Here is a 22,457-nt window from a genome sequence, read left to right as displayed (position 1 = left end):
TTTCATCTTAAAAGAGCAGTGCCATCCGCCCGGGGGCAAATTGCACTGTTTCAGCAAACCGCCAGCTCATTGCTCATGTGACCCGCTGCTAAAAACTTGCAGAAAGGCTGATATAGTAGTAACCACCGTTCATACCGAACTGGGTGGCATTGCGGCTGTATACGAAACGCCCATCGGAAGTATTGCTGTAGAATGTGTTCGTTTTGTCACCATTGGCCACCTGGAACCACTTTAATTTATCTGGATAAACATCAAACAGGTTATTCGCCCCGATGGTCACGCGCAGCTGGGGAATGATACTGTAGCTGATACTGGCATCGGTCACCCATTTGGCCTCATAGGTCTCATCGAGCCGGGGATCGAGATTCCATGAGGAAACTGCCCCAAAGCGGGTGACGCGGGCCATTGCACCCCATTTTTTCAACTGGTAGTTGGCGGAAACAGTCAGCTTGTTCTTCGGATTGGCCAGTTCAACCCGTGATTGTTCTGCACGGTCAAAGAAAAAATAATTGCCTACCGAATCAGGAACGGCAGGGATCTTATCGGTGCCTTTTACCTTTTCAATCTTGGTCTCATTGAAGTTGGCAGCCAGGGTAAGGTCGAGATTGCCTTTACCCAATTGCGGGCTCACCGAAAAGATAATATCCAATCCCTGTGTTTTTGTATTTATGATGTTGGAGAATGCCTGTACAACCTGTACATCATTGGAGATCCCGGCATTGTTCAGCACGGTGTTCACTGTTGCATTCGATCTTCTGAACGGACCTGCCAGCAGGATGCGGTTCTTAATATCAATGCGATAAGCGTCGATCGTCAGCGACATGTTGCGGCCAGGTTTTGCAGTTATGCCCAGGCTGTAGTTTACCGATGTTTCTTCTTTCAGGTCGGGAATACCCAAGGCTTTGGCAATGGGGTCATTGTTTCGCACGGTTAAGGTATTGCTGGGCGCCAGGGTGCCGCCAATGATCTGGAACTGCGTGCTGGTATTGTTGAAATAATACTGGTGAATAGATGGGGCCCGGAAGCCATTGCTGATGGCGCCACGTATGGATAGCGCATCGATGATCTTATAACGCAAAGCTAGTTTACCGGCCAGAGCATTTCCAAAATCACTGTAATGTTCAAAACGGCCGGCAACATTTACCAGGAATTTTTCCGTGATGTCTGATTCCACATCGATGTAGGTGCTGATCACGCTGCGGCTTTCATCCACTTCATTCGCAGGTTGATAACCGGGGAATACCTGTGCCCCTCCTGCCTTGCCGGAATTGGGATTGTAATTGCGCCACGACGTTTCTTCTCCCGCCGTGATCTTAAATAGATCAAAACGCATTTCAGCGCCAACAGCTACGTTAAAAGATGAGAGGTTCAGATCAGCGCCGAAATCTTTCGAAAGATCCAGGTTGGTCGTGCTTTGTTGAAAGCCCAGTTTACCGCAATAAAATTCGGTGGGTGAATTTGCGCCCATGCTGGCATTATTTGAATTGGTAACGTCGAACCGGAACTGGTTTCCCCCATAGGTGGTGCTGGCATCCCAGTTCCAGGCGCTTTTCGTTTTGCCTTTGAAACCGGCAATCACTGAATGGTCCCTGATCTCCGATTCAATATAAGGCAGGAAACCGCGTGGATATAATTGCGCTACTACCTGGCTGGTTTGTTTGGGATAGCGGTAAAAGCCGGCGGCTTTGCCTTTACGAAAGCTGTACATGCCGGTTGCATAAAACTTACTGTTGGCCGAAACCGGTATTTCCAGGTTTGCTTCGCCATAGGCATTCAGTTGCTTCGAATTGCCGATGTACATATTGTTCTTCCTATCCCATCCACCGTTTTGTGCTATCAGGATGCTGTCCTGCGTGGGATTGTTATTATAAACGGTGCCCAGGTATTCGCCGGCGCGGTTGGTTGGCTGCCGGTGCCTAATTTCGGCTGTAATATTCAATACGCCGGATTTGCCCAGTTTAAATCCCTGGTTCAGGCCAAATTGCAGGTTGGCGCCGTCACCGGCATACTGCTGACCGGCATGAGCAAATACCTGGGTGCCGGTCTTCTTTTTCAGCACCACATTAATTACCCCGGCAATGGCATCTGAGCCATATTGTGAGGCGGCGCCATCGCGTAATACTTCTATGCGTTCAATACTACCGGCAGGAATGGAATTGAGGTCGGTGCCTACGGACCCTTTTCCTACTGTACCGTTGATATTAACAAGTGCTGTATTATACCGGCGTTTACCATTTACCAACACCAGTACCTGGTCGGGTCCCAGGCCCCGTAATGAAGCAGGATCGATATGATCGGTACCATCGGCAATGGTTTGCCGGTTCGATACAAAAGAAGGCGCCGTGAACTGGATCTGTTGCGCAGGTTCTATTTGCCCGGTGGCCACCAGGTCTTTGCTTGATATAACATCTACCGGCACCGGAGATTCTACATTGGTCCTGGGCCGTAAAGACCGCGAGCCCACAACTACTGTTGTGAGCTCGGCGACGGCTTCTTCCAGAAAAACACTGATCTCATGCTGACTGCCTACCGTTACTTCCTTTGTTTTGAAGCCGATGATGGAGATCACCAGTACATCCCCTTCATTGGCATCGATGGTAAACTGGCCATTGGCATTGGTGGAGGTTCCGCCTGCTTTGTCTTTTACCACAACACTTACACCCGGCAGGGGCTCGCCTTTGGCATTGGTTATTTTACCGGTAATAGGAAGAAATAGTCGGGGACTGAAAGTAAATATCACCTTGGTTTGCTCTTCTATTTTACTCAGGACATACACCAATTTTCTGTCTTTGATCTTCAATGTTACTTCGCGGTCAGGTACATGCCGGCCGTGACCGGGCGCAGCATACCCTATAACGGTGAAGAGCAGCGCCAGTACCAGTTGCTGGGCTGTTAATTTCATTGCGCTGAGCCAAAAAGATAAGCTGAGCAGAGCGAGATTTCTCATACCTTGAAGGTTTTGGTTAATTACGATTGATCAAAAGCAATTCCGGCTTCATTGTGAAAAGAAGCTGTAGGGAAACAACGGGAATGATTTGCGGCGGGGTATAGTGTTCTTTAAAAGCTGATTTCCTGATTTTTAGATTTTGAGATTTTTCGATTTCTGCTCATGCGTTGCTTTGAATCCCGGAATCCCGGAATCAGCAAATCTCAAAATGCTTACCTATAGTGCCCTTACTGGACAGAAAAGGCAGTACAAGCAAGCCACTGTTAAAAACCTTCTATAATAGATCAAGAAAGGCCAATTAGTAAATGAAACCTTTATTTTAAATGAATCCGGGAGCCGGCCATGCCGGGATTATAAGCCTGGTCATTGGGCGAATACCGGGAGCGACTCGTTATTCAACCCGCATTTTATGAATGGGTGTAATTACCTGACCCTCCTGCAAAATATCGTTGCACCACGTTCATGAATGCCCGGCTGCCCGGATCATCATTCTATAGCCAAATAATGTAAAGCGCCTGAACAGTTATATAATAGAAGCGTACGAATCAAATAGTGTTCATCAGCAGCAATAGCGCGGTACTTTACAGGCCTGTTTAACCTGGTAAAAAGCTTTGAGGGCTTAGGGTTAAAGAACCCAATAACTTTGCACCGCAGCTACTGCTGTCTGACTGTGTATGTATTGAAAACCGTCCTTTCAAATATCTGTATGCAATATACAATGTTCCATTTATTCTGTTTGCACAATTTAGCTTGTTTTACTCACAAAAACACATATTCTATACTGTTAGTGTTATGTACAGGTAAATAACTATCCTTTCAAAGTGTATTCACTTTGGCGCATCGTTATAATATCTACATTTCATTTTTCGCCATGTAGCCCGTTCCGCCATTCGGTGGGCGATTTACTGTATATTTTTTTAAACATGGTACTGAAGCTTCCCATGCTTTTATATCCTACTAAAGCGGCTATTTCCTTTACACTTTTTTCCGTTTGTTCCAGCAACTCTTTTGCTTTTTCCATGCGCAGCAGAATACGGTAGTCATCGATGCTTACGCCGTACAGTTGTTTGAACCCATATTGCAGCTTGGTTCTGTTAAGCTGCGTTTGCTGACTCAGATCACTTATGGTAATGTGATAACGCCGGTTCCTGGTTAACAAATCCTTTGCGAGCCTGATCCTTTCAATGTCCTCTTTTTTCAATTTCATAAGAAAAGGTTTATTGCAATAACAATGTGGTGTATACAAACCTGTACTGGCCAGCTCCGAATTACAAAGAGCTCGTTCAGCACAGGTTGATCCGTGCTGCAATAACATGGTTATTGTTGCTGTAACAATAATTGACCCTTTGGTAGCTGCCGGTGCCGGCAGCACCATTTATTAATGAGGAGTTGTTGCTATCCGTTTTACTGCGTGTTCATATGGTCGGGCATGTATCATGCATCTCTTTAGCTGCTCAGGTTCATCCGTTCAGCATGGAACCATTCCGGTACATATTCACTGCATCGAATACGCCTTCCGTTGCGGCTAAGCCATGCCGTTTGTTCAACGCCTGTAAAGAGATAATTGAGATCTTTCTTTTTTGCAATCTGCCGGCTGTACGGATCCAGGAGATCTGCGCAAAATGAGAAGGCACACCATAAATGCCCGCGGGCATTAGAGAATAACAAATGAGATAAAAAGAGAAGAAGTGGTGTAAAGTGTTTGATCCGGTTCATCAGATAAGGTTTGTGCATTGGCTACATAATTCGTCTCACCATTTCTTGCTCACGTCGCTTGATCAGTGTTGCCGAAACAAAGATAGGAGGTCTTTTTGAATGTTTATTTTGTAAAAGAAAATTTTCGTGGGCTTTTACAGGAGCATGTACAGGTTAACCATTACAGGTAGTCGGGCACTGCGGTTTATAACAACGCTATCAATTATTCTTTAAGAAATTATCATTTACTGCTTTCTGCCATATATCAGAAAAATAAATACCGGGCGTGTGTAAAGGTGACAAACGACAATTGCGCATATTCAGTCAACCCGGCGGCAAAGCGCTTTACCGGCTTTTCCCGTGAGCATAAGCAGTAAGGCAAGCTGCCGCACAGGGGTAAAAACGGTGCCGGCAGAGTCGCCTGCCGGCAGGTGCGTGGTGATAAAACAATAATAAAAAAAGTCGCTCCGGGTGGAAGCGACTTGCCTGGATTATTTTAAAACAGATTAATTAGCGATCGGTCGGAAATAAAATCCTTCTTCAGTAAGGATATGTGAATTGGGTACAAAGCTCATCAACGACTGACGAACCATATCCTCTGCGGCCATTTGATATCGGGTGCCCACCTCCGGATTCTTTATAGCGAATTTATAGCTTTGAATTTTCAGCAGGGCAATCTTACTGGCATGCGCGATATGATACTCCAAAATCATAAACTTCTCGGCCAAATAATCGGTCTCGTTTTGAATGTAAGGGGTCATAGGGATAGTCGATTATAGGTTTTTACAGAATAGTTGGACATCGGTATAACGAATTTTGTTACGTAAAATTGCGTGTTTAAAACATAAAAACAGAAACCAGGAAATCAAATTTTTAACGAATAAGGGTTTATCTATATGGTCTAATACTAATATGGCAACTAAAAACCTTATTCTTTGAATGAAACGCAAAAAAAGCTGCCAAATGGTATATAAATTTCAAAAAAAGCTAGTAGTAAGTGTGTAGGTAACACTAAAACTCTGTTTCTCTCCTGCTTTTTTTAAATGGACAGTCTGAAATCCCATTCCAGCCGGCCGGTTTTATTCATTACTTGCTCTTATTCCCGGCTTGGTCTTTCAGGTTTGTTTTGGTAAGACCAACTGCACAGCGGGAAAGATCAACGCGCACGATGGCCCGGGCAGGATCTGCTTAACGCCCAATCATGATGTAAATTGTTAGCGCATTTTAACAAATTCATGTATTCAATACCTGAAACCAGTAAGTGCAAACATGTAACTTGCACCTTCGCAAATCCGCTCCCCACGCGCTTTGCAGGAAATTGCGGGCACTTTGATAATAGTTTATTTGCACAGGGCGATGCTATTTCAACCAACCATAAAAAATACATTACAAAAAATTGGACAGGATTGCTAAAACTTTACATTTATGGGTCTAAACCAATAGTCAATTTTTTAAACTTACACTCTATTTATGGGGGATCTTCAGGTAAAAAAAAATGCAAAGCAGTATGATGCAATCATCGTAGGCTCCGGCGCCGGCGGCGGTATGGCAGCTTATGTATTGTCTCATGCTGGATTGAAAGTATGTTTGATTGAGGCCGGTCCAATGTATGATCCAAGAACCAACGTAACCCAGCTAAAGAATCCGTGGGAATCGCCCCGTCGCGGCGCCAGCACCAAGTTCAGACCATTTGGTGATTTTGATGCCTGCTACTGGGGATGGGAAATTGACGGCGAACCTTACACACACGCAGACAATACCAAATGGGAATGGTGGCGCGCCCGTATGATCGGCGGCCGTACCAATCACTGGGGCCGGATCTCCCTGCGATTCGGACCTAAAGATTTCAAACGGCGCAGCATCGATGGATTGGGTGATGACTGGCCGATCGGTTACGAAGACGTTAAACCTTACTATGATAGAATAGACAAACTGATCGGGGTGTTTGGCAGTAATGAAGGATTGGAAAATGATCCCGATGGTATTTTTCTTCCGCCACCCAAACCGCGTTTGCACGAGCTGATGATCAAAAAAGCAGCAACCGGTATTGGTATTCCGGTGATCCCTTCCCGCCTGTCGATCCTTACCAAAAAGATCAATGACTCCCGCGGTGAATGTATCTTTTGCGGACAATGTAACCGCGCCTGCTCTTATGCCTATGCCGATTTCTCCTCTTCTTCAGTATTGATAAAACCCGCCATGGAAACCGGTAATGTGGATGTGATCACCAACGCCATGGCGCGTGAAGTGCTCACCAATAAAGAAGGACTGGCTACCGGCGTATCGTATGTGAACAAGCAGGACCTGCAGGAATACCAGGTAATGGGTCGTACGGTGATCCTGGCTGCCAGCGCCTGTGAATCTGCCCGTTTATTACTGAACTCCAAATCGGCCCGTTATCCCAATGGCCTGGCCAACAGCAGCAATGTGGTTGGAAAATACCTCCACGATTCCACCGGCGCCGATATGGGCGGTGTTATTCCCGAGCTCTTCGACCGCAAACGCTATAATGAAGATGGCGTGGGCGGCGCACATATTTATACACCCTGGTGGGGCGATAATAAAAAACTTGATTTCCCCCGTGGTTACCATATTGAGTATTGGGGCGGTTTCGGCCAGCCTGCCTATGGCTTTGGCGCGGGTATTCATAACATGAATGGTAAATTCACGGTAAAAGGGCAGCAAAAAGAAGCTGGTGGTTATGGTAAATCACTGAAAGAAGATTATCGTTACTTCTATGGCGCCCGGGTGGGCATGGCCGGCCGCGGTGAAGCCATTGCGGTGGAAAGCAACTATTGCGAGATCGATCCTAAAGTGGTTGATAAATACGGTATCCCCGTGCTGCGCTTTAATGTGAAGCCTACCGAATACGAGATCAAACAGGCCAAACACATGAAGGAAACCTTCAAGGAGATCATGCATGAAATGGGCGCTGTTATTACCTATGGCGGCGATGATGATGAAAAGAATAATTATGGTTTGCATGCACCCGGTAATATCATTCATGAAGCCGGAACGGTTCGTATGGGCAACGATCCCAAACGTTCGGTATTGAATAAATGGAACCAGGCCCATGATTGTAAAAACCTGTTCTGCGTAGATGGCGGTCCATTCGTTTCCCAGGCCGATAAAAATATTACCTGGACGATCCTCGCCCTGTCTATGCGGGCTTCAGAATATATTATTGACGAAATGAAGAAAAGGAATTTATAGTTCTTGGTTAGTTAGAAAGGGGTGCCATACTTTCCCATAACGAAAGCAACTGTGACACACCTGGCAATTAAAAACTTTAAACTAATTATGGATAGAAGAAAATCCCTAAAAGCGATAGCAGTAAGCACCCTGTCGGCCAGTTTGCTGCTGGATGCCTGCAAAACAGATAATAAAAAAGAAGTTGATGCCAAAAGCACTGAACCGGGTGCAGGCTTAACCCTCGACCGTGCTGAAGAAGAAAAGGCCCGTGAAAAAGAATTGATGTCTCAGACCTTCTTCACGCCGCATGAAATGGCCACCATTACTGTGCTGGCCGATATCATCATTCCCCGCGACGAAGTAAGCGGCAGTGCATCTGATGCCAAAGTGCCCGAGTTCATTGAATTCATGGTGAAAGACCGGCCCGAGAATCAGATCCCGATGCGCGGTGGATTGCGCTGGCTCGATGTACAATGCCTGAAACGCTTTAATAAACCCTTTGTTGATGGTACTGAACAGGAACGGATGGCCATGGTAGATGAAATTGCCTGGCCTAAAAAAGCCAAACCGGAAATGGCCCAGGGCGTTGCATTCTTCAATCTCATGCGTGATATGACCGCCTCTGGTTTTTATACCAGCGAAATGGGGGTAAAAGACCTGGGATACGTGGGTAATGCCCCTAATAAATGGAACGGCGTGCCAGATGATGTGCTGAAGCAATATGGACTCGCCTACTCTGAAAGAGAATTGAAGGAATGCGCCAAGTATTAAACTGGTAAATCCATAATAAGAAAGCCTCCTTTTAATAAAGGGGGCTTTTTCAATTGAGTTAATGAGTTATTAAGTTCCTGGGTTATTGAGTTATTGCGAGGCCGTGAGTTATTGAGGTAATTGCGCCTCGAAAGATCCATAAACCACAAACTATAAACTATTTTACTGGTATAAAGAAATAGAACGTCGCTCCTTTCCCCGGCTCACTTTCTGCCCGCATAAAACCATGATGGTTCTCCACGATCTTTTTACAGATGGCCAGTCCGATACCTGAGCCACTGTATTCATTTCGCCCGTGCAGCCGCTGGAACAGTTCAAAGATCTTTTCTGCATATTCCTGTTCAAAGCCGATCCCATTATCGGCCACCATAAAGCGGAAATAATCTTTTCCCGGCAGGGCTGCTTTCTCATGCAGGTCCTTTGCTTTTATATAGGTTGCCGAAATGGAAACCACAGGAGTTTGATCTTCCCTGGAATATTTCAGGGAATTGCTGATCAAATTAGAAAGTAATTGCCTGAACTGGAACGGAATGATCGTTAATGCAGGCAGGTGCGCCGATTCTATTACGGCTTTTTTTTCTTCAATGCGGTGCGCCAGTTCCTTTTTCACCTCATCGAGCAATACATTGAGGTCGGTCTTCTCAAAATTCTTACGGGCGGTGGTAGTACGCGAGAACTCCAATAAAGAGTCGATCAGGTTTTGCATACGTACGGCAGCTTTTACCATGCGATCGAAATAATCTTTACTGGTATCGCTCAAATTAGCCACATCCCGGGCCTGGATCAGGTTGCCAAATGCCTGGATCTTACGCAGCGGTTCCTGCAGGTCATGGCTGGCCACATAACTGAACGATGACAGTTCACTATTGCTGCGTTCCAGTTCGCGGTTCTTTTGCTCCAATTGTTCTGCATACATTTTCAGCCGGTCCTCCGCATGTTTGCGTTCCGTTAGATCACGCGTAACCTTTGAAAAACCGATAATGTCGTTCTTGTCGTCGTGTAAGGCGGTAAGCACCGTATAACCCCAGAAGGTGGTGCCATCCTTGCGTAGCCGCCAGCCTTCATAGGTTGATTTTCCAAACTCCCTTGCTTCTGCAAGTACTTTATCTGCCAGGCCCAGTTGCTGGTCGGCCTGGGTATAAAACAGGCGGAAATGCCGGCCTATGATCTCTTCGGCCGTATACCCTTTGATCTTTTCAGCCCCTTTATTCCAGTTCTCAATATATCCATCCTTGCTTAAAAGAATAATGGCATAGTCTTCCACCTCGTTTGTCATGCGTAAATAACGTTCTTCACTCTGGCGCAATTCTTCATGCCGTAGTTCCAGCTGCTGGTTGATCTCCTTCAACTCGCGGGTAGTTTCTTCCAGCGCCTTGTTCTTGAGCGAAAGCTCCTGCGTTCTTTCCGCGACCCTGTTTTCAAGTTCTATCCTGATGTTTTTGCGTTCATGAATGTCTATGCTGGATCCGATATAACCGAGGAAGGCCCCGTCATAAGAATAACGCGCGATACCACGGAATACCACCCACCGGTATTCACCATCAAACCGCTTCAGGCGGAACTCTATCTCAAAATCGGTGCGCGCTTCAAATGCCTCTTCATACTGGGCCATCGCACCGGTGAAGTCTTCCTGCAGGATACCTTCTTTCCAACCATCCCACAATTCGGCTTCCATGCTGCGGCCGGTAAATTCCAGCCATCGTTTATTAAAGAAGGTAAAGCGTTTTTGTGGGTCCGACATCCATACCATCACCGGGGCTGAATTTACGACCACCCGGAACCTTTCTTCACTTTCGCGCAGGGTTTGTTCTATGCGCTTCACTTCATCGATATCAGTACAGGTACCAAACCATTTAATGATCTGACCACTGTCGTTTTTAATGGGTCTTGCCCGCACCAGGAACCACCGGTAAGCATCAACCGGCTCCTTGACCTTAAAGCGGAATTCAACTTCGTAAGGTTCTCCGGACTCCACTACGCCGAGCCAGGTATTCAAACAGCGGATATAATCTTCCGGATGAACATGCGCGAGAAAGCTGTCGTTCCCAAAATGATTCTCATCGCCGATCAGCAGATACCATTGTTTGTTATAATAATCTACAAAACCATCAGCAGTGGCCGTCCACACGATCTGCGGCATGGAGTCTGCCAGCTGCCTGAACCTCTTTTCGCTTTCCCGTACAGCGTCTTCGGCCAGTTTGCGGTTATCGATATCGATCACCGATCCGATAAAGCCTTCAAAAACGCCATTTTTATCAAACATGGGAGAACCCGAATCCAGGATCCACCGGTAATGGCCGTCTGAACCGCGAATGCGGTATTCCAGGTTAAAAGGCACCTGGCGTTTATTGGCTTCCTGGAAGCAGCTTTCCATCAGTTGAATATCATCAGGATGAACAACCGATAACCAGCCTCTTCCCAGGGTATTTTCAGGCGATTCGCCCGTATAGTTATACCAATTCTGGTTCACGTAGGTGCAGTAGCCGTCGGGTCTTGTTATATACAACATGACCGGAACGGTATCTGCCAGCCGCCGGTAATAGTGCTCGCTTTTCTCCATGCGCTTGGCTGCAAGCACGATATCAGTCACTTCACGGCCTACCAGCATGACGCCATTGGTAGTGCCGTCCGGTTCCTGCAACGGATAAAACAACAGGTTGAAATAAGCCGTCATGGGCCGGCCATGCCGGAATTCCTTGATGGGGAGGCCATTTTCAATATGCAGCTGGCCGCTTTGCAGCACCTGGTCAATCAACTGCTGCATTAACTGACCTTTTAATTCAGGATATACTTCAAAAAGCGGCCGGCCGGTAACCGTCACCGATTCCCTGCCGCTCATTTGTACATACGAATCGTTAGCCAGTTCTACTATGTAGTTGGGCATGCGTACGATGAGAATACCGATGGGGATCTGAAGCAATACATCAAGTGTCTTATTGTAGCCGGCCAGTGCCCTGGCTGTATTCTCGGTAGCGTTGACCAGCATACCACCGGGTACACCGGATTCATTCAGGATGGGTATACAGGAAAATGTAAAACTGCTGGTGGCTGTGTAGCCGTCGCGGTTAATGGGCATTTTGATATCCGGCAGCGTAAGGGCCCTGCCCTGCCGCACCTGGTCAAATGCAGGCTCCAGCAGATCCCATACCGCGGCAAATACTTCCCTGGCCGGGCGTCCCATGGCCCCGGCGGGTGATCGCCCGGTAAGCGGTTGGCAGGCATCGTTATAAAACAGGGTGCCAGCTTCTCCCCATACTACGAACATGGGTATATGAGCCGGCAAAATGATATTAAGCGTAGTTAACAGGCATTGCGGCCAGGTTTCCGGCGTGCCTGCCGGGCTGGCGTCCCAGTTCATCGACCTGATTATTTGTCCCGCTTCACTATTTCCAGGTATAAACTCCAGTATATTCAACGAATTCCCCATTGCCGGTTGAAAATAGTGGTTATTCATGAATTCAGATGAAAATTTTATATAACAGGCGGCCGTATTCTCCGTGGCAACATTAACCAGGGATATTCTTAAAAAAAATAGCCGCCCGCGGGCAGCTATTCGTATATGCTAGGGCCAAGTTGGTTCTATGGGCAATTAGCTGATGTGCTAATTTGCTAATTAGCTAATGTGCTAATTAGCTGATGTGCTAATATGCTAATTAGCTAATGTGCTGATGTGCTTCCGCGCGGCCTACCCTGCTCGCCGCGTGCAGATTTGATATTTGCTGATGGAAGTACGCTACCCTGTATTCAATTATCGAATTATCACATTATCAAATTATATTTAGCCAATCAGGATTTTGTATTCCATTAGCTAATTAGCACATCAGCACATCAGCACATTGGTATTTTGTTTTCATTAGCAAATCAGCAAATCAGCACATCAGCACATCAACACATCGTTACACCAGTTCTTCCTTCGCCGTCTTTGAATAATCGTCTATCAGCCTGCGTTGCTCTTCGAATGGAACAGGCAGGTAATCAAAAAATTTCATCGTGAACTTGGCGCGGCCCTGGGTGATGGAGCGGAGAGATGAAGAATAGCCGTCCATTTCAGCCAGCGGCACTTTGGCGATCACTTTCTGGAAATGGCCCTGGGTATCGATGCCCTCTACAACGGCTCGGCGGCTTTGCAGGTCGCCCATAACGGCGCCGGTAAGGTCGTCGGGACAAAGCACATCCACCTGGTACACCGGTTCCAGGATCTGCGGATCAGCTTGCTGGAAAGCCTGTTTAAAGGCCATTAGACCGGCGATCTTGAAAGAAATGTCATTACTGTCAACCGGGTGCATTTTGCCGTCATAAACCGATACCCGCACATCGCGCACATATGAGCCGGTGAGCGGGCCTGTTTGCATTTTTTCCATGACCCCTTTTAAGATAGAAGGCTGAAAACGGTTGTCGATGGCGCCTCCTACAATACAGTTATAATACACCAGTTTGCCGCCCCACTCAAGATCATGCACATCGCGGCCACGTACTGTTAATCCGGCAGGTTCAGGCATGCCTTCGTACCAGGGTTCAATACGCATGAACACTTCGCCGAACTGGCCGGCGCCCCCGCTCTGCTTTTTGTGGCGGTAATTGGCTTCGGCACTCCGGCGAATGGTTTCGCGGTATGGAATGCGCGGTTTTACAAATTTTACTTCTACCTTATGTAAATGCTCTATTTTCCATTTGGCCACCGCCAGATGCATATCGCCCTGGCAATGGATCAGGGTTTGTTTCAGTTCGGGTGACACTTCCACAATAAGGGTGGGATCTTCTTCCCTTAGCTGGTGTAATGCCTGCGACAGTTTTTCCTCTTCGCCTTTTTTCAATGTTTCTATGGCCACGCTCATATTGGGCGGTGGAAATTCGATGGAGTTCAGCTCGATGTTTTTGCCTCTTACATGCAGGGTATTATTAACATGGGTATTCTTTAATTTCAGGGTTGCGCCGATGTCGCCGGCCACCAGTTCGGAAATGTTGGTGCGTTTATTCCCTTCTACCAGGAATAACTGGTTCAACTTTTCTGTAACGCCGGTGGTTTCGTTTTCCAGCTCCATACCGCTTTGTACAGTACCTGAATACACTTTAAAGAAGGAGAGATCGCCCACATGGGGTTCACTGATGGTTTTAAATATGAATAGACAAGCGGGACCGTTTGCTTCACATGGTAGGGACTGCCCGCTCCTGGTGGTTTGCGGCGGCATTTCATTGGCGCTGGGACATACATTGTCGATAAAACCCATTAAACGGCCGCTGCCCATATTCCGTTCGGCCGAAAGGCAGAACAAAGGAAACAGGTCGTGGTTGATCATGGCTTTTTTCATACCGCTCTTCATTTCATCTTCATCCAGCTCACCTTTGTCGAAGTATTTTTCCATAAGCGATTCATCGTTGCTGGCTACGGCCTCTATGAGTTCTTTATGCAGTTCGTCGGCACGTTCACGCTCTTCTTCGGGTATGGGCAGCTTTTCAGGTTTGCCGCCGGTATCCTTGAATTTATACATGGTCATTCGAAGCACATCGATGATCTCGTGAAAGCCTGCTCCCTGCTGGCGCGGGTATTGTACTACCACTACCTTGTTGCCGAAATGGGCTTTTGCTTCGCGAATGGTCTTGTCAAAATCAGCATTGTCTTCGTCGAGTTTGTTAACGGCGAAGATCATGGGCGTTTTAAATTGCTCCGTGTATTCCCAGATAATGTCGGTGCCAACCTCAACCCCCATGACGGCATTGAGCAACATGACGCCGGTATCGGCCACGCGCAGGGCCGAGATCACTTCGCCCACAAAATCGTCGTAACCGGGCGTATCGATGATATTAATCTTATACCCCCGCCATTTGGTATGCATTAATTTGGAGAAGATGGAGTTACCACGTTCCTGTTCCAGTTCATGGTAATCACCGATGGTATTTCTTTCGGCAATGGTGCCGCGGCGGGTAATGAGGCCTGCTTCATAAAGCATACACTCCGCCAATGTGGTCTTACCGCAGCCGGCATGGCCCAGCAAGACTACATTTTTTACGTGTGAGGTATCAAATTCAGCCATAGCAAACAATTTTTTAAAATGAAGAATAGGTAGCTTTAAAAAGGTATGGATGCGGTCCTGGGGAGTACGCAGGACTTTTTCGGCTGTATTCAGGGGGAATATAGAAATGGTAACACACAAAGAGCAATAGGCAATTGACAGGTATCATTATTGCCTGGTTTTCTTAACTGGCAGTTGCTAATTGCCAATTGTCTATTGCCAATAAAGTATTGGCTGTTTTAAAGGGTGGATGCGGCTGCGTTCTATCGTCGGCAAGCCATTAGCATCAGGCAATTGAAAACGAAAATCGATTGCCTGGCTTTCTTAACCGGCCATTGCTGCCCGGTTCTTTATTGCCGTGATCATTCTATATGATTGGCAAAATGCGAAAACTCCTGCTTTACTTCCTGCAGTGTATTTTCGAGTTGCTGATAGTCGTTGTATAATCTTTCGTGATCCGTGGTAGTGTCGTCTGACAGGTGCCCATTATTACTTTCTGCCATTTCCTGATCGAGCCTGCGGTGGTGAAATTTGATGGCTTGCTTGAGGTCGTGAATGTTAATGAGCTGAATGTGGAACTGATTATCGAGGTGTTCAATTTCCAGGAGTACGTCTCTGTTGGTTTGGTGCCCCGCAAGATCCTGGAGGCGGTTTTTAAGTTGACCGAATTCGTCTCGGTAAGAACGCAATGTCTCCCTCCAGGCATTGCATTCTCTTGATAGCTGTGCGATATCTGTTGTTACCATGGGAGAAAATTTATAAATGAAGAAATAAAGAGCTTCTCAAGTTGGTCGGTAAGGTGTATTGATTGCGTGGTTAATTAAATTTAAGAAAGATTTGCGATAAAATCAGGGAAAGGCCATAAAAATTAGCACTGCTCCAAAACTTAAACGCTTAACTGTTACAACATTACTCCTGATCATTGCTGAAATGAATATATACAATAACCTGTAAGTCATCAAATTGCAGCCTCACCCATTTCTTGTTCCATATCAATTACTCCTAAATGTCAATTGAACCTTAAATTTGCCGCTGATGATCAGTCAGCAAACCATACAACAGATCCTTAGCCGGATAGATATCATTGAGATCGTTGGCAGCTTTATAAAACTGAAGAAGAGAGGCGCAAACTATTTGGGGCTTTGCCCTTTTCATGGTGAAAAGACCCCCTCTTTCACCGTTTCACCGGCAAAGGAAATTTACAAATGTTTTGGTTGCGGCCGCAGCGGCAATACCATCAGCTTCATTATGGAGCATGAGAAATATTCTTATGTGGAAGCATTGCGCTGGCTGGCTGCCAAATACAATGTGGAAGTGGAAGAAACGGCTGTAAGCCCGGAAGTGAAGCAATTGCAGCAGACAGCCGACAGTTTATTCATCCTGAACAATTTTGCGCGGCAGTATTTCTCTGAAAATCTCTTGCGAAGCGAAGAAGGCCAGGCGATCGGTTTAAGCTATTTGAAAGAACGCGGTTTTCGCGAAGAGATCATCGAGCGCTTTCAGCTGGGTTACTGTTTGCAAACCCGGGATGCCTTTGCCCAAACGGCGCTGGCCGCCCAATATACGCTCGAGTATTTGCAAAAAAGCGGACTGGTAGTGGTGCGGGATGGAAAACCATTCGATAATTATCGCGGCAGGATCATTTTTCCCGTACATAACCAAACGGGTAAGGTGATCGGTTTCGGGGCGCGGATCATTGGTAAAAGCGATAAAGCGCCCAAGTATATCAACACGCCGGAGAACGAAGTCTATATAAAAAGCAAGATCCTCTATGGCACTTATTTCGCCCGGCAGGCCATTGATAAATACGATGAATGTTTGCTGGTGGAAGGATATACCGATGTGATCTCCCTGCACCAGGCAGGTATAGAGAATGTGGTAGCTTCGGGTGGTACTTCGCTAACGATGGACCAGCTGCGGCTCATTAAAAAATACACCAACAATCTTACGATCATTTATGATGGTGATGCGGCAGGGGTAAAAGCGGCTTTACGCGGACTGGATATGGCATTGGAAGAAGGATTGAATGTTAAGCTGGTGCTGATCCCCGACAAAGAAGACCCCGATAGTTATGTGCATAAGGTAGGCGCCGCTGCCTTCCGCGAGTTTATCGACAAGAATAAAAAGGACTTCATTTTATTTCAGTTGGAAGTACAAATGAAGGATGTTGGCAATGATGCAAATAAAAAAGCCGTCGTTGTGAACCAGGTGGCGGAAACCATTGCCAAGATCAATAAGCTGGAAGATTTTACCAAACAGCAGGACTATATAAAGAAGTGTGCTGAGTTGTTGCGGATTGAAGAAGGCGGCCTTGTGAACCTGGTAAATAAATTCATCCGCGAAAAAATTGCGAAGGATGAAAGTAAACAACTGCCCGTTGATCATGAGCAACAATATGATGACAATGCCATGCGTGGGGCCGCCGCGGATTACAGTGATGAAAGCTTTAACCTGATCTTCAAAGACGAATTGCAGGAGAAAGCATTGGTAAAGGTATTGCTGGAACATGGCATGAAAGCCTGGGATGATCAAATGAAGATAGCAGACTATATTTTTTCACAGGATATTGCGGAAGAAATGATCGAGAACCAGGCGGTGGTGAGGGTACTGAACCTGTACCGCGAAATGTTAAGTGAAATGCGCGAACCAACCGATAAGGATTTTGTGTTCTCACAGGAGAACCAGGTTAGCACACTGGTGGTTTCTATTTTAAACACTCCTTATGAATTAAGCGAACACTGGACGGCAGAGAAACAGGCTTTTGCTTCCCTTGAGCAGGGTTTTAGAAAATACCTGGGGATCGACTACAAGCACAAAGCCCTGATGAAAGATGAAAAAACCTTTAAAGACGATGTAGTGTCTACCCTGCAATACCTCAAGTTGAAAAAGATCAAACGATTACTCGAGCAGAACCAGGCCGACCTGGAGACCAACAATACGTACGAGAAGTTTTTGGAACTATTGCCCCCCCATTTGCACATCAAGGAAATGGAAATGGAAATAACGAAGCTCACCGGCAGTGTGTTCAAGAAATTATAATACGGCTTAAAGGTGAATCCTGAACACTTCAGACTGAAATCCGGAATCGCCGGTAATAGCGCAACATTTTATGCCTGCATCTTGCAGTTTCCGATAATGTGCGGTGTTCCGAAATGTCAACTGGCGCCTTTGGCCTTTATGGCTTGTTGCCTTTTATGCCTTTCTTAAGACGAATTAACCCCGGCGCTGGCATAGCCGGCCGGGGTTAAGCAATAAATTTAATTAGCTGTCGTGATGAGACAGTTTACATACATGTAAATAATGCACGGGAAAATTAGTCAACCATTGCCGGAGCAGGAGCAACCACTCTTTTTCTGCCGCCAGCTTTTGCGGTAGCTACAGCCTTGTTGAACCTTACTGCGGTCCATACATGGTCCAAAGCCACTTCATCAGCGTTATCAAAGCCTGCGTTCCTAACGCCATCCCAACTACATACCCGGTTCAGATCGGTAGCAATTTTGGACGTGCTTTTTGGATAAGCGATCCAGAATTTGCCTCCTTCCTGAAGGGCGGGAAGAACATCCCTTAAAATGCAGTTCAGTTGATTTTCGTTTACTGCAAACACCAGAGCAAAGTCGATCTTACGGGTTTTTAACAGTGGTGTTACATTTTTGGCAAACGATAATTTGGCAAATTGCTTCTCGATTGAGGAAGGTAAACCCTGGATTAACACGTTTTTTTCTTCCTGTAATTGAAGCTTTTCTAACAAATTTTGCGACATGCCGAAGGTTTTTGTATAAGCTTTTCAGGTTTTAAAAAATAGACGGGATTGCAAAGGTATGAAAACTTAGGCACTAGATAAAAAAAAATTTAACAACATTGGTGCGGATCACTCCATCCACACCCATTGTTGTTGAAATTTATAGGATTGCTTGGATCTAAAACGATCAGCATCAAGCCTGAAGAAACCTGTTGCCGGAGAGATTAGAAAATGCTTAGATCTTGGCTGCGCCGCTTATCGATGGCATTATAACGGTTATATAATGCTTTATGAATATGTGTCGGTTTGACAAAATGCACTCCTCTCCTGTTTTTCTGCTGGTGAAAGCCGGCCATTTGACCAGCCTGGCCTTCGTCTTTTTTAATTGCCTGCAGGAATGACTTCCGTTGTATCGAGCTGCACCTTCCTGAATCGATTGCTGTCTTCTTCAGTGAGTTCATTGGCCTGTACAGCGGCTATCGTCCACTTCTGGCGGCTTTTACCCGTCCAGGCCGTTTGCAGGATCGCAGCGCCATTATTGACAGAACCGCCAAATACGTCAAGCGATTTGCCGCTGGCTTTATTTACCAGGCGCAGCTCGCCTTTACTGCCCGCTTCCAGCAAACGCCATAACTGACCATCCTGGTCTTTACTGTCTTTTAAGTAGATCTGTACATTTTCCTTAGTGCCGCCCGGTACATCCAGCGCCCGGCCGCTCAGCAGGCTGGTGATCTTGTACCAGCCATCACCCGCATATTCAAAACGCCAGCGCTCGCAATTCCGGCCCATCCATGCACTTTGCGTGAGTTTGGCCATCTGGTGGCCTGAACAGTCCCGCGTGTTCAACACCTTTTTGCTGTGCACATTGGTAATTCGGTAAATGCCGTTGGGGATGGTTGTAAAGGCCGCTTCGTTGTTTATTTCCATTACCTGTTTATCCAGCAGCAGATCAGCATACAGGGTCCAGTTCCAGTACTTGCCGGGATCAGTGTGCATATTACCACTGTAATGCTGATGCCCTTTGATATGGATGCCGGCAGCCTGAAAATCAGTGCCGGCCGCCGGCTGTCCGCGGAAGCAGGCTTTCTCATCAATGGAACGGCGGATACAGATATCACGTACCAGCGCAGCCGAAGCGCGGTACATGTTACCGGAATACCACTTATTACCGTGTTCCATATAACCTTCGTGCTCCACGCCAATTGAATAAGCATTGGCGTTTTGAACATGTAAGGCCATATCGTTTTCGTTTACCAGTTGGGTTATCTGGCCGTCTGATGCGCGAACGATATAATGGGCCGACATCTGTGCATTCGGATTCCTGAGCCAGGAAATGGTGCCTGCATAACTGCCCTCTGCTGTATGAATGGCTATATGGGTGATTTTTGTTCCTTTGCGGCCTTGCTGGTAATTACCGGTATGTGCCTGTACATAAACGGCCGGTGAATGATCTGCTTCGCTTGCTTCTATCGGCTCCATGCCGCTGCCTGGACCGGGAAGGTGTTTAGCGGTAAAAATGGTGCTGCCATCAGCCTTTACGGGTATTGCGGAGATCCCGATGCTGTCTTCAGCTGCATTGATCGCTACAACCGGCGATTGTAATTTGCGTAATAAAGGCGCCGGAAAAACTTGCTCCCATTGCACTTTCACCGGCGCCCTTTTGAGCGAAGGGAGGCTGAACCCGCGGCGCAAATGATCGTAGATATCATATTTGTACAGGGCCAGTGCATATTGATTGATCGCAGAACTGTCGTCGGGAAATTCAGCCAGCTTATCGAATAATACAGCAAAACCTTCTGCGCTGATCTTTATATCCATTTGCCGCATGCTGGCCTCCCGGCTGAGAAATTTTGCAACAGCCAGTACCTGCAAGCGTACATCTTTTTTATATTGATCGGGTGTAATGCCGCTGCCGCTGCATACGGTAAGCAGATTGTTCTTGAAATACCCGCGTCCGTTTTCGACGAGTGCGTAGATGCCATAACGTTCCGGCATACCCGTACAGTTATTTGTATGGTTCGAACCTGGCTGCAGATTGGTGAAACGGGACGCGGAATAAGCTGCCGCTTCCAGCACCCCTTTTGGAATATTGGGATAACGCCAGTATGCTTCTTCAAAATAAGTTTCCAGACCCAGGATGTTTTGTTGGGCCTGCACCAACAAATGCAATAATATTCCCACGATGGTCAGGGCAAGCATTTTCCGCTTTCTCATAATGAAATGAGGTTTAATTGACAGGATTGTTTAACCGGCAATCGACAGCCGCCAGGCATATGAATGCGTCGTTTACTACATAGTAGTAAACATTACTGACTGCCTCGGCTTTTGACCATCAGCTGGCATTGTCGAATCACGCTAAACGATTGACGATAGAGAGGATATCTGGACCTTTCAACGGTACTGTTATACTTTTTTCACACCGGCGGGGGAGCCGGTCCGGGACCTGCGATACATGGGCAGAAAATCCAACCTTAACCACGCATACAGTATAACAGCTTATTTAGGGAAGATGCTGTTGTTGATTCATGGGGGTAGAAAACAAGCTATGTGCCACTTTTGCCGATCATAATCATAAAAAGGGGCTCTATCAGGGTTGGTTATTCACATGCAGGCGTCAATGCTTCAGTTATTACTAAATGGAATCGTAAAAATACCGGCGGCATTAAGCGCGCAGACATATCATCAAAATGATTACTTTTGCATCTCATGACACGCCAGTCACCATATTATCTTCTGTCGATCATTGTTGCTTAACGCAGGTCCGCAAAGCTATGTTGCTTTGACAATCTCCGTTCACCTGCGTGAAAGTCTTTAATTACATTATTGTAACCGCTATGTTGTGCATGTACCGCACAAGCAAGGCAAAATTATTTATACCATGTCGACACTCCAGTCGTACGGATGGAATGAGCATTTCAAGCATCAATTCGAAATAAGCCGGTCATCAGGACTCGAAGCCGCCAGGGTCCTTTCTATCCAGGGATTTAAACATCTGGTAATTACCGAAGGTGGTAACGTGGAAGCACAACTCTCCGGCGCCCTCATGAACAGCCGCGAACCGGAAGCCTACCCTAAGGTGGGCGATTGGGTCTTGCTGAAATGTTATGAAGAGGGAGGCGTTATCATCGACACCCTGCCCCGTTTCAATCAACTGAGCCGGAAAGCACCAGGCACTGAAAGCGGCCTCCAGGTGCTGGCAGCCAATATCGATGCGGCCTTTATCGTGCAGGGGCTCGACCGCGACTATAACCTCATGCGGCTGCAACGCTACCTGCAGCAGATCGTGCAGTGCAATATTAAACCTATCATCATCCTCAATAAAGCAGACCTTGTACCCGATCCCGAAATATACCGGCAACAGGTGCACGAGCTGGGGTACAATTGTCCTGTACTGCTCACCAGTGCGCTCAAGCCGGCGCTCCAATATGAATGGACTAGCCAGTATCTTTTGCGCCGCCACACCTATATCCTGCTGGGATCATCGGGCGTTGGCAAAAGCACCCTGCTCAACAGCCTGCTGGGTTATAAGATGCAGGCGGAAGGTGCTACCAGCAGTGCCAACAACAAGGGTAAACATACCACTACTGCAAGGCATCTCGTATTGCTACCCAATGGCAGCATAATCATTGACGCACCGGGCATGCGCGAGTTCGGCCTTACGGGAGCCGCAGAAAGTGAAGGCGTACATCACCCGCTGATAGACGAATTGGCGCCGTTATGCCGGTTTGGCGACTGCACCCATCAGCATGAACCGGGTTGTGCGATCCTAACAGCCGTCGAAAACGGTACATTACCTGAACTCGTATATCGCAGCTATCTGAAATTATTGCGAGAGCAAAACCACTTTAAGGCCAGTGAAGCCGACAGGCGGCAACACGAAAGGCGGTTTTCAAAAATGGTAAAGCAGGTGGTAAAACACCGCAGGAACAGGAAGTACTGATAGGCAGTTTTGGAGAAAAATAAGAGGCTGTATCAAAAGTGAAGTGAAGTATGATGCAGCCTCTTTTTATTTGGGTACCTGGTGGCGCAGGTAGTCGTTTAAGCGATTCTCAAACGCTTCCGTTATTTTTCATACATCCTCATTCATCTAATAACTAAAAAA

At 46.8% G+C, this 22,457-nt stretch carries 13 protein-coding genes; 4 read left to right on the top strand and 9 right to left on the bottom strand.

Going from position 1 to position 22,457, the window contains the following annotated elements:
- Positions 1-88: 88 nt before the first annotated feature.
- The 4 genes from JT717_RS08285 to JT717_RS08270 form a co-directional block, all read right to left on the bottom strand.
- On the bottom strand, positions 89-2,947 hold the full coding sequence (locus JT717_RS08285; protein WP_205509730.1) for a TonB-dependent receptor: 2,859 nt from the start codon (positions 2,945-2,947) through the stop codon (positions 89-91).
- 859 nt (positions 2,948-3,806) lie between these two features.
- Positions 3,807-4,154: a helix-turn-helix domain-containing protein gene (locus tag JT717_RS08280; protein ID WP_205509729.1), complete on the bottom strand. Its 348-nt coding sequence runs from the start codon at positions 4,152-4,154 to the stop codon at positions 3,807-3,809.
- A gap of 253 nt (positions 4,155-4,407) precedes the next feature.
- A complete protein-coding gene (locus JT717_RS08275; protein WP_205509728.1) occupies positions 4,408-4,602 on the bottom strand; it encodes a hypothetical protein in 195 nt (64 codons plus the stop codon).
- A 546-nt stretch (positions 4,603-5,148) separates the two neighbouring features.
- Positions 5,149-5,403, bottom strand: coding sequence for a hypothetical protein (locus tag JT717_RS08270; RefSeq protein ID WP_205509727.1), 255 nt, complete (start codon positions 5,401-5,403; stop codon positions 5,149-5,151).
- A gap of 709 nt (positions 5,404-6,112) precedes the next feature.
- Here JT717_RS08270 and JT717_RS08265 point away from each other — a divergent pair.
- Both JT717_RS08265 and JT717_RS08260 read left to right on the top strand, forming a co-directional pair.
- Positions 6,113-7,855, top strand: a complete 1,743-nt coding sequence (locus tag JT717_RS08265; protein ID WP_205509726.1) for a GMC family oxidoreductase — start codon at positions 6,113-6,115, stop codon at positions 7,853-7,855.
- An 87-nt stretch (positions 7,856-7,942) separates the two neighbouring features.
- The gene (locus tag JT717_RS08260) at positions 7,943-8,605 is read left to right on the top strand and encodes a gluconate 2-dehydrogenase subunit 3 family protein (protein ID WP_205509725.1); all 663 of its coding nucleotides are present in this window, start codon (positions 7,943-7,945) and stop codon (positions 8,603-8,605) included.
- Positions 8,606-8,762: 157 nt separating this feature from the next.
- Here the strand turns inward: JT717_RS08260 and JT717_RS08255 are convergent, their stop codons facing one another.
- The 3 genes from JT717_RS08255 to JT717_RS08245 form a co-directional block, all read right to left on the bottom strand.
- Positions 8,763-12,059 carry a PAS domain S-box protein gene (locus JT717_RS08255; protein ID WP_205509724.1) on the bottom strand — a complete coding sequence of 1,099 codons (3,297 nt, stop codon included), beginning with the start codon at positions 12,057-12,059 and terminating at the stop codon, positions 8,763-8,765.
- A 442-nt stretch (positions 12,060-12,501) separates the two neighbouring features.
- Positions 12,502-14,637 (bottom strand): elongation factor G2, encoded by a 2,136-nt coding sequence (fusA2, locus tag JT717_RS08250; RefSeq protein WP_205509723.1) that lies wholly within the window; start codon positions 14,635-14,637, stop codon positions 12,502-12,504.
- A 341-nt stretch (positions 14,638-14,978) separates the two neighbouring features.
- Positions 14,979-15,362 carry a hypothetical protein gene (locus JT717_RS08245; protein ID WP_205509722.1) on the bottom strand — a complete coding sequence of 128 codons (384 nt, stop codon included), beginning with the start codon at positions 15,360-15,362 and terminating at the stop codon, positions 14,979-14,981.
- Between the two features lie 289 nt (positions 15,363-15,651).
- On the opposite strand from JT717_RS08245, the gene dnaG reads away from it, so the two are divergent.
- Positions 15,652-17,655, top strand: a complete 2,004-nt coding sequence (dnaG, locus tag JT717_RS08240) for a DNA primase (protein ID WP_205509721.1) — start codon at positions 15,652-15,654, stop codon at positions 17,653-17,655.
- Between the two features lie 274 nt (positions 17,656-17,929).
- On the opposite strand, the gene JT717_RS08235 is transcribed toward dnaG, so the two are convergent.
- A complete protein-coding gene (locus JT717_RS08235; protein ID WP_205509720.1) occupies positions 17,930-18,376 on the bottom strand; it encodes a hypothetical protein in 447 nt (148 codons plus the stop codon).
- Positions 18,377-18,736: 360 nt separating this feature from the next.
- The gene (locus JT717_RS08230; RefSeq protein WP_205509719.1) at positions 18,737-20,569 is read right to left on the bottom strand and encodes an RICIN domain-containing protein; all 1,833 of its coding nucleotides are present in this window, start codon (positions 20,567-20,569) and stop codon (positions 18,737-18,739) included.
- A 664-nt stretch (positions 20,570-21,233) separates the two neighbouring features.
- Here JT717_RS08230 and rsgA point away from each other — a divergent pair.
- Positions 21,234-22,295 carry a ribosome small subunit-dependent GTPase A gene (gene rsgA, locus JT717_RS08225; RefSeq protein ID WP_205509718.1) on the top strand — a complete coding sequence of 354 codons (1,062 nt, stop codon included), beginning with the start codon at positions 21,234-21,236 and terminating at the stop codon, positions 22,293-22,295.
- Positions 22,296-22,457: the final 162 nt, after the last annotated feature.

Source organism: Longitalea arenae, assembly GCF_016924755.1.
Lineage (GTDB): Bacteria > Bacteroidota > Bacteroidia > Chitinophagales > Chitinophagaceae > Niastella > Niastella arenae.
Note: the sequence above shows the minus strand (reverse complement) of the source record. Positions and strands in the feature narration are given on the sequence as shown.

Excerpts from the sequence above, each read along its gene's own strand:
- JT717_RS08285 (WP_205509730.1), bottom strand. The coding sequence starts at position 2,947 with ATGAGAAATCTCGCTCTGCTCAGCTTATCTTTTTGGCTCAGCGCAATG.
- JT717_RS08280 (WP_205509729.1), bottom strand. The coding sequence starts at position 4,154 with ATGAAATTGAAAAAAGAGGACATTGAAAGGATCAGGCTCGCAAAGGAT.
- JT717_RS08275 (WP_205509728.1), bottom strand. The coding sequence starts at position 4,602 with ATGCCCGCGGGCATTTATGGTGTGCCTTCTCATTTTGCGCAGATCTCC.
- JT717_RS08270 (WP_205509727.1), bottom strand. The coding sequence starts at position 5,403 with ATGACCCCTTACATTCAAAACGAGACCGATTATTTGGCCGAGAAGTTT.
- JT717_RS08265 (WP_205509726.1), top strand. The coding sequence starts at position 6,113 with ATGGGGGATCTTCAGGTAAAAAAAAATGCAAAGCAGTATGATGCAATC.
- JT717_RS08260 (WP_205509725.1), top strand. The coding sequence starts at position 7,943 with ATGGATAGAAGAAAATCCCTAAAAGCGATAGCAGTAAGCACCCTGTCG.
- JT717_RS08255 (WP_205509724.1), bottom strand. The coding sequence starts at position 12,059 with ATGAATAACCACTATTTTCAACCGGCAATGGGGAATTCGTTGAATATA.
- fusA2 (WP_205509723.1), bottom strand. The coding sequence starts at position 14,637 with ATGGCTGAATTTGATACCTCACACGTAAAAAATGTAGTCTTGCTGGGC.
- JT717_RS08245 (WP_205509722.1), bottom strand. The coding sequence starts at position 15,362 with ATGGTAACAACAGATATCGCACAGCTATCAAGAGAATGCAATGCCTGG.
- dnaG (WP_205509721.1), top strand. The coding sequence starts at position 15,652 with ATGATCAGTCAGCAAACCATACAACAGATCCTTAGCCGGATAGATATC.
- JT717_RS08235 (WP_205509720.1), bottom strand. The coding sequence starts at position 18,376 with ATGTCGCAAAATTTGTTAGAAAAGCTTCAATTACAGGAAGAAAAAAAC.
- JT717_RS08230 (WP_205509719.1), bottom strand. The coding sequence starts at position 20,569 with ATGAGAAAGCGGAAAATGCTTGCCCTGACCATCGTGGGAATATTATTG.
- rsgA (WP_205509718.1), top strand. The coding sequence starts at position 21,234 with ATGTCGACACTCCAGTCGTACGGATGGAATGAGCATTTCAAGCATCAA.